Origin of the sequence: Sorangium sp. So ce185, from assembly GCF_051526825.1 — a bacterium.
Lineage (GTDB): Bacteria > Myxococcota_A > Polyangia > Polyangiales > Polyangiaceae > Sorangium > Sorangium cellulosum_D.
Genome location: NZ_CP150316.1, coordinates 8,444,528 through 8,456,725 on the forward strand (window position 1 = coordinate 8,444,528; position 12,198 = coordinate 8,456,725).

Annotated in this window: 6 protein-coding genes; 1 reads left to right on the plus strand and 5 read right to left on the minus strand. The window is 79.6% G+C overall.

Features of this window, described 5'->3' with window-relative positions; all coding sequences use genetic code 11:
- Window positions 1-83: 83 nt before the first annotated feature.
- From WMF26_RS30960 to WMF26_RS30980, 5 genes are all read right to left on the minus strand, one after another.
- A complete protein-coding gene (locus WMF26_RS30960; protein ID WP_437995628.1) occupies window positions 84-1,028 on the minus strand; it encodes a hypothetical protein in 945 nt (314 codons plus the stop codon).
- A gap of 143 nt (window positions 1,029-1,171) precedes the next feature.
- Complete coding sequence (locus tag WMF26_RS30965) at window positions 1,172-1,777, minus strand: hypothetical protein (protein WP_437313360.1); 606 nt, start codon at window positions 1,775-1,777, stop codon at window positions 1,172-1,174.
- A 57-nt stretch (window positions 1,778-1,834) separates the two neighbouring features.
- Window positions 1,835-4,996, minus strand: coding sequence for a hypothetical protein (locus WMF26_RS30970; RefSeq protein WP_437995629.1), 3,162 nt, complete (start codon window positions 4,994-4,996; stop codon window positions 1,835-1,837).
- A gap of 154 nt (window positions 4,997-5,150) precedes the next feature.
- Entirely contained in the window at window positions 5,151-8,231 is a 3,081-nt protein-coding gene (locus WMF26_RS30975; RefSeq protein ID WP_437995630.1) for a hypothetical protein, read from the minus strand.
- Window positions 8,228-11,425, minus strand: a complete 3,198-nt coding sequence (locus tag WMF26_RS30980) for a hypothetical protein (RefSeq protein ID WP_437995631.1) — start codon at window positions 11,423-11,425, stop codon at window positions 8,228-8,230. The genes WMF26_RS30975 and WMF26_RS30980 overlap by 4 nt, the downstream gene beginning before the upstream one ends.
- 193 nt (window positions 11,426-11,618) lie before the next feature.
- Between WMF26_RS30980 and mug the strand changes: the two genes are divergently transcribed.
- Window positions 11,619-12,131, plus strand: coding sequence for a G/U mismatch-specific DNA glycosylase (gene mug / locus WMF26_RS30985; RefSeq protein WP_438002467.1), 513 nt, complete (start codon window positions 11,619-11,621; stop codon window positions 12,129-12,131).
- The last annotated feature ends 67 nt before the right edge of the window (window positions 12,132-12,198 follow it).

Below are 12,198 nucleotides of genomic sequence, written 5' to 3' on the forward strand. Positions count from 1 at the left end.
AGCGACCGGCGCACGCGCGCGCGCGCCACGCGCGCCACGCGCGCCACGCCTGATTGCGGCGTGCGCCGGCGCGGCGGGCGGCGCTAGCCTCGGCGCGCGCGGCGCGCGCGGTTCCGTCGAGCGACGGCGGCCGCCGCGCCCAGGGCGACGAGCGGCAAGGCGAGGGGCGTCGCGGCCTCCTCGGGGGACAGCCGGCAGCCGCAGCCGCCCTGCTTCGGCTCCACCGGCGGCGGCGCCTCGTCGGGCGGGAGCTCGGCGGCGGAGGGCGCCTCGGCCTCCGTGGGCTCGGACGCGGGCTCGCCCTCGGACCCCTGCGCCTTCTCGGTCTCGCCGCTCTTCTCGGCGTCGGCCTTGTCCGCCGGCTTGTCCTTCTTTTTCTTCTCGCCGGTGAAGACGATCGCGCGGCGATCGATGATCTCGTTCTCGCCCTGCAGGGTGATCTTCTGCTTCTGCCCCATCTGCACGCCGTCGCTCGCGCGCTTGATCACGAGCTCGTACTCGCCGGCCTCGAAGCCGCGATCGCGCCGGAGGACGAAGTCGAACTTGGTGATGGAGAAGACCTTGCCGCTGCCGTCGGAGAAGCCGACGTCCATGCTCTCGTTGATCGACTGCTGGTTCTGGAGCGGGATGCGGTTCAGGATCGGCTTCTCGGGCGACTGGTCGGTGAGCGCGCGCTCGTAGTGCACCGTCGGCGTGAACGAGAACAGCATCGGGATGTGCGAGAGGTGCGGCGTCCCTCCGTAATTGATCGTCATCTTGAGCTTCCAGCGGCCGTCGTCCTCCTTGGGCGAGCGATCGGCGATGGTGACGGTGCCCGCCGCGTGCGCCGCGGTCGCGGGCAGCCACGCGCCGATCAGGGCGAGCGCGGCGGCGACGACGCGCGCGAGCAGGAGCCGGCGGCCGCCTCCGGCGAGGCGGGACGCCGCTCCGGGGCGCGCGTGGGCAGGGCGAGCGTGAGGACGCTCGGCGCGCTGACGTCGCGCGCCGAGCTGAGACAGGGGACCGGTTCGAGGTCGGGCGGTTCGCATGCGCAGCACGCTACCAGGGATTTCATGGAGACGAGGCGCGGACGAGAGGGCAGGAGGCGCGGGCGCGGGGCCTCACGGCGGGCGAGGCGCCGCGCCGACGCGCGGCGTCCGAGGGGGCGCGGCGCCCGCCGGGGAGCGCGGGCTCAGTCCGGGAACCAGAGCAGCGCGTCGGAGGTGGGCTTGTAACAGGCCTGGCGGCCCGCCTCCTCGTTGTCGGTGCAGCTCGCGTTCTCGAGGCAGTCGATGATCTCGTAGCGGCCGGAGGCGTTGTAGATCGTGGTGAACATCGCGCGCTGGGCCGCCTCGAGCTTGGTGAACGCGGCCTGGCAGTCGGGGACCGGGATCTTCTCGCACCGGGACATGCGCGCGCAGCGGGCGTCGATGACGGGCTTCGCCGTGGGCTCGTCCGGGTTGATCTTGACGGCGATCTCGTCGTTGCACTCGAGGATGATCTGACTCCGGTCGGGCGAGCTCTCGGTGGCGGCTTCCATGCGCCGCGAGAAGCAGCTCGTCATGGCGCGGAGATAGGTGGGCGAGGAGGTCGGGTAGGCGGCCTTGCACGCGTTGAGGTGCTCCCAGGACGCGCCGGCGCGCTGGAGCTTGGCGAGCGCGGCGCACCACTCGGCCTGGGCGGCGATGACGCCGTCGCGGTCCGGGAAGTTGGTGGGCCGCTCGGAGCAAGAGGCCAGCTGGCCGAGCATCGACGCAGCCACCGCGATCGGCAGGGCCAAGGATCGAAGGGCGGGCATGGGGCCGACCCTAGCACGTAGGCACCGCGGAGCGCAGTTTCCGGGACGCGCCGATCGTCAGGGCCGGTTTGGCAGGAGCTCGCAGCGGAGCCGCGCGCCCCCGCGGAGCGCCGCGGCCCCGCCGGGGCCGAAGACCGCGCCGAGATCCTGCGCGCCCCGGGCCGCGGCGCGGATCTCGATCGCCTCGACGCACAGCGCGCCGCGGCCGCCGACGAGCAGCGCGGCCGCGGGGGCGTCCTCGTCGAGGAGCGGCGCGCCGCCCCTCGACGAAAGCCGCAGGGTGACCGGCAGCTCGGCGATGAACCGGTGCGACGGCCGAGCGCCGCCGCAGCCGCCGGCGCCGCTCTCGGCGAGGGACGCGAGGGACCCGAGCGGCTCGACGGGGCCGACCTCACCCCGGGCGGCGTCGAGCGGCGCGGCGACGACCTCCCCCGAGGCGACGGCGTAGCCGACGAGCGCGAAGCCCGGGGCGTCGAGCCGCCGGCCGAGGGTGAGCCGGGCGCCGGCGACGTCGGGGACGGGCGCGAGCCCGGCGACGGCGAGGGTGGCCTGCCGCGTGGCCAGGACGAGGCTCCGCTTGCCGGCGTCGAAGGCGAGCAGGTCGCCGCCCGGCAGCTCGGCCGCGACGGCGATCGCGCCGGCGTGATCGAACGGCAGCAGCGCGGGCGGCGCGGCGCCCGCGGGCACGCGGAGGGCGCGCCGCCCGTGCGGCTCGTCCGCGTCGAGGAGCAGCAAGAGATCCGCGGGCGCCTTGGCGCCCGGCGCGAGCAGCACGGGGACGGCCTCGCCGGTCGTCATGGCGAGCGAGCGGTCGCGGAGGGAGACGCGGCGGGGCGCGGCCGTGCCCGCGAACGGCGGGAGCACGCTGACCATGAAGACGCCGTCGCGGAGCGCGCCCAGGGGGGAGGACGCGGCGGTCCACAGCGAGACGACCGGGGGCGCGCCGCCGAGGAGCCGGGCCGACGCGGGGGCGCCCGGCGCTGCGAGCGCGATCCGGCCGGCGCGGCCCGCAGGGGGGCGCGGCGCCGGGAGGGCGGCGAGGGGCGGGGGCGTGGGGGGGTCGTCGTCGAGGCGGCAGGAGACGAGCGGCGGAGGCGCGGTCCGCGGCGCGGGGCTCGCCGCGGGGGCGTAGGGCGGCGGCGCGCTGCGCGGTGGCGGCGGGGGGCCGCCCCAGCCGAGACGGACGAGGCCGTGCTCGCCCATGGCGCAGCCGATCGGCGAGCAGGCGAAGGGGGCGCCCTCGTCGAGCGGAGGCTCGATCTGGCGAGCGGGCGGGCCCTCCACGGGGCGCCACGAGCGGCCGCCGTCGGTCGACTCGAAGTAGGCCGGCGGGTCGTCGCCCGTGGCGGCGAGCGCGAACCGGCCGCCGGCGACGACGTGCGCGACGGCGGCCGGGAGGGGGTAGACGGTGATGCCGCCGCGCGCGTCGATGCGCAGGCCGGCGAGGCGTCCGCCGCGGCGGGTCGAGAGCAGGCGCGCGGCGGGCGCGTCCACGTCCGGCGGCGCCGCGCGGTCCGGCGAGGCGCCGTCGGCCGGCGAGGTGGCGTCGGCCAGGTGGAGCCAGCCGCGCACGGCGCCGTCGTCGTCCTCCCAGAAGTCGGTGTCGACGAGGCGCGGCGAGGCGGGGTCGGCGAGCGCCGGGAAGACGCCGCCGGCGAGCGCCGGGTCGCGCTCGCGCACGCGGATCACGCGGACGCCCTCGGGCGGTCGCGCGCGGTCGCGCGCGACGGGAGGCGCCTCCAGCACGAGCGCGGTCACGGTCCCGCGCTCGCCGGCGATCCAGCGGTAGAGGCGCGCGGCGACCTCCCCCTCGATCCGGCGCTCGACCCAGCGGCCGCCGCCGGCGCGCACGCAGACGCGCGCGGCGCGTTCCTCGGCGGGCGCGCCGCGCGGGGGGCGCGCCGTCTCGGAGGGCGGCTCGCGCGACAGCGGCAACGCGGAAGGCCAGGGCGACCGCTCGCCGTCCGGCGAGGCGGCGCCGTCCGGGCTCTCCTGGAAGTCGTGGAGCCCGGGAGGCGCGCTGCCGCACCGGCCGGCGAAGGCGAGGCGGCCGCGATCGTCGCCGAAGAACGCCCCCCGCGAGGTCGCGATCGGGTCGGGGTCGCGGCCGCGGGGCGGAAACGTGGCCTCCAGGCGCGGCGCGGACAGCGTCGTCTCGAGCCGGAGCACGTGGGCGGCGTCGTGCGCGCACGCGAGCAGGACGTCCTCGCCCGCCCGGAACGGCTGGCAGCGCGCGTAGCGCGGGTCGAGGCCCTCGATCTCCGCGTCGGCGATGGGCTGGGCCGTCGCCGCGGCGAGCACGGCGAGGCCGCCGTCGCGGGCGACGAGCAGCCTGCCGCCGGGGAGGAGGGCGCCGGCCGCCGCGGCCAGCGCGAGCGCCTCCGGGGCGAGCCCGCGGCTCGAGGACGCGCCGGGCAGCGGGTCCCGCGCCGGCGGGAGGTGGAGCGAGGGGCTCGGGCCGTCGCGCGGCGGCGCGGGCGCGGCGCGAACGAGGCCGGCGGCGGTCACGCGGAGCGCGGGGCTGCCCGAGGGGCCGAGCAGCGCGACCTCCCCGCCCCCTTCCTGGAGGAGCGTCGTGGCGAGCCCGTGGGCCTCGAGCACGTCGACCCAGGTGACGCCCCCGTCGAGCGTGACCGAGGCGCGGCCGAACAGGTCGAGGCGCGCCGCGCGCCGCGCGTCGACGGCCACCGCGTCGACCACGCCCGCGACGCCGAAGCGCCGGACGGCGAGCGAGGAGGGGTCGACCTCGAGGAGGCCGCGGTCGCTGCGCAGGACGATGGCGTCGAGGTACGGCCGCGCGCCGCCGGGGGCGCCGACGTCGGCGATGGGCGCGAGCGCGCCGAGGAAGTCGCTGGCGCGGTAGACGCGGCCCTCGGACCACAGGACGAACCCGCCCCCGAGGCGCGCCGGGATCGACCGGAATCCGCGGAGCGGCTCGGACGCGGGCGCGGCGGCGAGCACGACGCCGCCGTCGAGGCGCACGCGGATCCCTTCGTGGAGCGCCGGCTGCGGGCCGGGCGCGGGCGCGCCATCGCCGGGCGCGGCGGCGTCGAAGAGGACGCCGACGCCCTCGGTGAGCGCGTAGCGCGCCGGAGAGAGCGGCGGCACGTCCGAGGGCCCGGCGGCCTGGGGCTTGGCGGGCGGCGGAGGGCGCTCGGGGGCGGCGCTGCAGGCAGCGGCGAGGGCGAGCCCGAGGAGGACGCCTGCGCGGGAGGGCATCGCGGCGGCGACGACTGTAAACGATCCGAGCGCGCACCGCAGCGCGCTCTCCTGGTCGGACCGCCCGGGCGCCAGCGAACGCCGCCTGGACCGGCGCGAGGCGGCCCGCCCCGCTGCAGCGCGCCTCGACCGAGCGGATCGCGCGGCGGCCGCCTCAGCGCCCCCGCACGACCGCCGTGCACCGCACCGGCTGCCGCACCTCCTGGCCGGGCTGGACGAGCACGAGCGTGCCGCCGCCAGCTTCCCGCGCCGGCTCGCCGCGCTCGCCGAGGCGGGCCGCGGGCGGCGGCCCCGCGAAGCGCGCGACGAGCTTCTTCACGACGCCGGGCGGCTCGTAGAAGCCGAGGTCGGCCTCGTAGCGCTCGTCCCGCACGTTGAGCTCCACGGCGTCGAGGCACGCGCGATCGCGCGACCACCGGATCACCGCGACGCCGGCCGTCCCGGCCTCGGCGATCCCCGGCAGCGCGCCGGGCGCGAGGCCGATCTCCGTGTCGAACGGCAGGACCACGCGCGCCTCCCCGCGGCGCGGGGCGCACGACGGCGCGCTGCCCGCGGCGAGCTCGCCGAGCGGCGCGAGCGCCTCCTCGGGGCCGAGCTCGCCGAGCTCGGGATCGACCGGCGAGAGTACCGCGCCGCCGTCGCCGGCGACCGCCACCACGACCGGCGCGCCGCCGCGCGCGCCCGCGCCGAAGGCGAAGCGCGCCTGCGGCCCCGCCATCGGCGCGGCGCGCTGCACGTAAAGCTCCCGCAGCGCCCCGCTGCCGGACGGCCGCGGGCTCGCCGGCGCGCCGCGCGCCGCCTCCCCGCGCAGGTCGACCGAGCTCACCGCGAGGCCGTCGTACCGAGGGCTCAGGAACACCGCGCGATCGCCGAGATCGACGCCGATCGAGGGCTGGGGGGCGCAGCCGCCGATCGGCCGCGTCACGCGCGCGGCCTCCAGCAGGCCGGCGAGGCACGCCTCCTTCGGGCCGACCGCGACCGGCGCCACGCGGCCGTCGCGATCGATCGCGAGCCCGACCTGCGCCTCGTAGGGCCGGTACGCGAGCCGGGACAGCTCGGCGCCCGCGACCGGCACGCTCGCGCGGCGGATCTCGGCGCGCAGATCGAGCGGGGCGATCCAGGCGAGCTCCGCGTCGGCGAGGGCCGCCGGCAGCGCGCCGCCGACGGGCGGCAGCGTCAGCACCCCGAGGGTGCCGAGCCGCAGCGGGCTTGCGGTGCGCAGGGGCGGCGCGGCGACCGCGCCGAACCCCTGCGACTCCGGCACGCGCGCGGCCGCGATCGGCCCCGCGAAGCGGCACGCGAGCCGCGCGACGGGCGGCGGCGCCAGCGGCCGCAACGGCCCGTCGCGCTCGCGCCGCGGGGGTAGCTCGGCCGCGGGCGCGTCGGGCGGCGACGCCGCGCGCGCCCCGCCGCCGCGCGCGGCCGACGCCCACCCGATCCGGAGGAACGGGCCGAGGCGGCACCCCACCGCGGAGCAGCCCGAGAGCCGCGCCGCCGCGCCGCCCGGCGGCGGCGCGACCGGCGTCCACCGCCTCCCCCGATCGATCGTCTCGAAGAGCCTGCCGTCCTCCGTCTCGACGAGCGCGAACGGGCCCGACGCCTCGAGCGAGCGCGCGCGCGCCGGCAGCGGGAGGCGGCGCAGCCGGCCGGCGGCGTCGATCGCGATCGGCGCGAGGCCGACCGCGCCCTGCGCGGGGAGCCAGCCCTCGACGGCGCCGTCCGCGTGCGCGGCGAGCGCGCGCGAGAGCAGCCCGGGCCGCCCTTCGCCGTACGAGGGCAGGTGGAGCGGCGGCTCGCCGCGCGCGATCCGCACGACGCGCAGCGCGCCGCGCACCTCGACGCGCTCGCGGTCCGGCAGGAACGCGCCGGGGCGCGCGACCAGGGCGACCGCGCCCCCGCCGGCGCGCGGGATCCAGGCGATCACGTCGGTCGCGTCCGCCGGGTCGAGGCGGTGCTCGACCCAGACGCCCGGCCCGCGCCGCACGCAGAGCACCGCGCTCTCGGGCGCCGCGCCGCCGGCGAACGCCGCGCGCGCGATCGCGCTGAGGTCGAGCCGCGGCCTCGGCAGCCCCTCGCACGGCCCGAGGTAACCGAGCGCCTCGCCGTCGACGCCGACGAAGCGGCCGCCCTCCCGCTCCGGCTCGGGCCGGAGCTCGAACGCGCGCTCCAGCCGGAGCGCGCCCGACCCGCGCGCGTCGCTCGCGAGGTCCACGACGCTCGCGCGATCCGGGCCGGCGCAGACGGCGAGCAGCGCGTCGCTCGCGCGGAACGGCGCGCACGCGCCGCTGCCGGGCGGGAGCGGCGCGACCGACGAGGCGCGGCCGGTCGCGAGGTCGATGCGGCCGGCGGCGCCGTCCGCAGCGATCACGGCGCCGCCGTCGTCGAGCGGCAGGCCCGAGGCGACGGCGTCCGCGAGCTTTTCGAAGGAGGCGCCGGGGAGCCACGCGGCGTAGGAGCCGGCGCCGGCCGACGGCCGCGCGCGCGGGGCGCGGGGCGCGCCGAGGCGCCCTCCCGCGTCGACGGCGCGCTCGAGGCCGCCGCGGAGCGAGGCGACGATCTCCTCGCCGCGGACCTCGAGCGCGATCGCGCCGCCGACCTCCGCGGTGACGTCGCGGTAGGAGGCGCCCGCGTCCACCGTGAGGAGCGCGCGCCCGAAGACGGTCAGGCCGAGCGCGCGGCGGTCGCTGGCCGCCACGGCCGCGACGAGGGACGGCATGCCGAGCGGCCGCAGCGCGCCGGTCGCGCCCTCGACGGCGAAGCTCCCGGCCGACGTGATCAGGCCGACGCCGTCGAGCCACGGGAACACGCCGGCGACGCTGCCCGGCAAGGTCGCGCGCTTCTGGAGCTCCCCGGCGAAGGTGGTCGCCGTGTAGACGTCGCCGCCGCTCCAGAACACGTAGCGCGGCCCGGCCTGCGCCCAGGCCGGGAACGCCGCGCCGCCGGCGAGCTCCGGGCCGCCGGCGCCGAGCGGCTCGAGCCGCGCGAGGCCGTGCAGCTCGACGCGCAGGCCGCTCACCACGGCCCTCTCGATCTCCTGGCCGTCGACGACCGCGCGCTCGACGAGCCCCTGCGCCGCCTGCGCGACGTACCGGGCAGGGCCGAGCGCCACGACGGCGGGGGCGCGGCGCGGCGGCTCCGGCGCGCCGGGCGGCGCGGGCGCCGGCTCGGCCGCCCCGCAGGCCGCGAGCACCGGCGCGGCGAGGAGCGAAAGCCGGCCGAGGGCGCGCGGCGTCACTCGTCGCTCGATCGGGCGCTCGCGGCGCCCGCGGCGCACGAGAGCCGCTGCATCGTCGACGCGGTCCGCAGCACCCCTTCGCCCCCCGCCCCGCCCCCCTGCCCCCGCGGCGCCGTCCACCGCGCGATCAGCGCCGCGTCCGCCGCCGCCTCGCCCCGCCGCCTCGAGTCGGCGACCGCGAGGTGCAGCGCCTCCAGGCACACGCGCTCGCGCCCCCAGCGCACCGCCGCGATGCCCCGGTCGCCGAGCGCGATCGCGGGCAGCGCCCGCCGATCGAGGCGCAGCGCGCGCTCCGGATCGAGCGCCACGAGCGCGCGCCACGCGCCCCGCATGGCGCGGCAGCGCGCGTCGCTCGCGGCGGTCAGCGTCGACCAGGGCGCCAGCGCGACCACCTCGCCCGCCGTCCCGGCCAGGCGATCGAGCGCCGCGGCCCCCGCGGTCTCGGCCGCGGGGCCGTCCAGCACCAGCACGCCGGCCTCCCCGTCGTCGCGCCGGGCGAGCGCCATCGACCGGCCCCGCAGCTCCTCGCGATCGAGCCCCACGACGCGCGCGGGCTGCCGGGGCTCCGGCCCGTGCTCCTCGAGGGCCGCGCGGCGCCGGTGCTCGCCGAGCACGAGGGCGCGGCCCGGGCCGAGCAGGAGGCCGGGCGCCCGCCCCGCGGACCCGTCCACGGGGCTCCGGCGCGGCTCGAGCGCGGGGAGCGCCCGCGCGCCCTCGGGGCCGAGCAGCAGCTCGCCCGCCTCGGCGACGACGAGCAGCGCCGCCTCGCCGCCCGGCGCGAGCAGCGGCACCGCGGCGGCCCGCTGCGCGCCGCGCCTGCCGCTCGGCGCGAGCTCGGTCGCGTTCAGCCGCAGCGCCTCGCCGCGCAGATCGAACGGCAGGCGAACCACCACGCTGTGCGTCGGGACCGCCGCGGCCCTCGGGCCGCCTCGCCCCGGCGGCGCCTCCTCGGACGGCGGCGGCGGCGGCGCGCCGTCGTCCGGCCGCGCGGCGCGCTCCGGCTCCGGCGCGTCGGCGACGATCTCCAGCGTATCGCCGTACGGCGTCGCGACGGTCCATCGCTCCGACCCCGCCGCGGGCGCCGCGCCCGGCAGCGGCGCCGGCAGGCCGACCGGCGCGCACGACAGCACCGGCAGCCCCGCCGCCTCCTGCGCTCGGCCGCCGCCCGGGCACGCCGCCGCGCCCGCCGCGCCCGCCTCCGCTCCCCCGCATCCGGGCTCCGGCGCGGCGGCGACGGCCGGCGACGGCTCGCCCGCGCCCCAGCCGAGCCGCACCACGCCGACCAGCGCGCAGCCGAGCGCGGAGCAGGCGCCCTGGAACGACGACGGCGTCACCGGCGAGCGCCCCGCGGCGCGCCACGTCCGGCCGTGATCGAGCGTCTCGTGGAGCTCCGCGCCGCGCGTGACGAGCACGCCGTGATCGCCGGTCACCACCATCCCCGCCGGATCCGGCGGCAACTCGTGCGGCGAGATCGCCCCGTCCGCCGCGATCGTGACGCCGAGGCTCGCCTGCCCCACGGGATCGGGCCACTCGATCGACGACAGCCAGCCGTCGACCCCGCCGTCCTCGCGCGCGCGGAAGCGCCGGTCGACGAGCACCCGCGCCCCGTCGCGCGGAGGCGGCGTCCAGTACCAGCCGGCCGGGCGCGCCCCGAGCCGCACGACCCGCGCGCCCCCCTCGTCGCGCCAGAGCCGCGCGCCGACCGGCGCCGGCAGCGCGCCGCCCTCGCCCTGCAGCAGCGCGACCGCGCTCCCGTCCCGGCGCGGCGCCCAGCCGATCAGCGACTCCGCCTCGCCGAGCTCGATCGCGCGCTCCACCCAGGCGCCCGGGCCGCGCCGCACGCAGATCCGCGGGTGGAACACGACCTCGCCGTAGCGGCGATCGCGCTCCTCGTCGCTCACGAGCCGCGGCGACGCCGCGCAGCCGCCGACGTAGCCGACCGCGCCGCCGTCGTCGGCCACGAAGAACCCCTCGTCGCTGAAGGCGCGCTCGACCAGCGGCGCCTCGCCGCGCTCCGAGCGCAGCACGTAGCTGCCGTGGCCCTCGTAGTCGTCCCACGCGCACAGGAAGAGCAGCCCGTCGTCCGCGCGCATCGGCGCGCAGTCCAGCCCGTCCGGGAGCCAGCCGGCGAGCCGCTCGCGCGTCGCGCCCGTGCGCGCGTCGATCCGCGCGACCCCGCCCTCGAACACCCCGAGCGCGGTCCCGTCGGGCAGGAGCGCGCCGGCCGAGACGGCCGCCTCGAGCGGCGCGAGCTGCGCGCGCTCCTCGAGGGCCAGCGCCTCGCGCTCGGCGGCCCGGCCGCCCGCGAAGAGTAGCTGGAAGGCGCCGGCCGCCGGCGTCGCGCGGAGATCGCCGTCGGGGCGGCCGAGCGAGCCGTCCGGCAGCACGGCCACGCGCCCGAGCGCCGTGGCGAGCCAGAGCGCGTCCGGCGCGGCGCCGAGGCCGCGCGCGCCGAGCCCGATCCGCCGGCCGACGTCGATCCACGTCCGACCGCCGTCCGCGGTCGTCGCCGCGCGGCCGAAGACGTCGAGGCGCACCGCGCGCTCCGCGTCGAGCGCGGCGAGATCGTGGATCGCCGGCGCCTCGAGCGCCCGGCCGCGGTCCTCGCCTGGCGAGAGCGCGCGCGGCCCCTGCTCCGTGAAGATCACGACGCCGCCCAGGCCGTTCCTGGCGCCCCGCACCGCGCGGGCGCCGCCGCCGAGCGCCACCTCCGCGAGCGGTCCCGTGAAGCCGCGCGACCGGAACGCCCTGCGCCGGGTCCAGTGGAGGAAGCCCCCGCCGAGGTGGGGCGCGATCGCGAGCGACCCGACGACCGGATCGCCGGACGCCCACAGATCGGGCTCCCACGCCGCCGCGACCACGCGCCCGCCCTCGCCGAGCTCGAGCCGCGCGCCCGCCGCGACGACGCGATCCACGACGGCCGCGTCCGGCCCGCCGTGCGTCACGCGGAACACGTCCGCGAGCCCGTGGACGTAGCGGACCCCCGCCGGCGCGGCGCCGGCCGCGACCAAGGCGCCCCACGCGCCCGGCGCGCCCGGCACGCGCGACACACCCGCGTCCGCGGCGCGCCCCCCGCGCGCCGACCGAGCGGCCGCGGCGCCGCGCGCGGGGGCCGGCTCGGGCGCGCGCGCGCAGGCGGCCGCGAGCAGCGCCGTGAGCAGACCGAGCGAGCGCGCCAGCATCGGGGAACGCACGACGGTATCCGCTGTACCGCCCCCGTCCAGAGCCGATTCACCTCCTTCAGCCGACAGCCGCGCTCTCCCCTCGCGCCGCCGTCGTAAGCTGCGCCCCGCCGCGCCCCGCGCTCGCCCCCGAAAGCCCGTGCCCACCCCTCGCCGACCCCGAAGGCCCACCCGCGAAGAGATCCTCGCCGCCGCCGGCAAGACGGTGCCGGACGTCATCGCCCCCGACCTCCGCGTCCTCTTCTGCGGCATCAACCCGGGCCTCTACACGGCCGCTGTCGGGCACAACTTCGCCCGCCCGGGCAACCGGTTCTGGCCGGCGCTGCACGCCGGCGGGTTCACCGATCGCGTGCTCTCGCCGTTCGAGGAGCGCGAGCTGCTGAAGCTCGGTTACGGGATCACCAACGTGGTCGAGCGAGCGACCGCATCGGCCGATGAGCTCTCCGCCGACGAGCTCGCCGCCGGCGGAGAGCGGCTCGCGGCCAAGGTGCGGCGCTACCGCCCGCGCGTCCTCGCCGTGCTCGGGATCGGCGCCTACCGGAGCGCCTTCGGCAGGCCCCACGCCGCGCCCGGCCCGCAGCCGGAGACGCTCGACGCGACGAGGATCTGGGTGCTGCCGAACCCGAGCGGGCTCAACGCCAGCTACCAGCCGGACAAGCTCGCAGCGATGTTCCGCGCCTTGCACGACGCGGTCACGTCTGCCCCCGTCCCGCCGTGAGCCGCCGCGCGCGCCGACTCCGTTCTCCCGAAAGGTGGTGCCCCGTCTGCCGCCGTCGCGCGATATC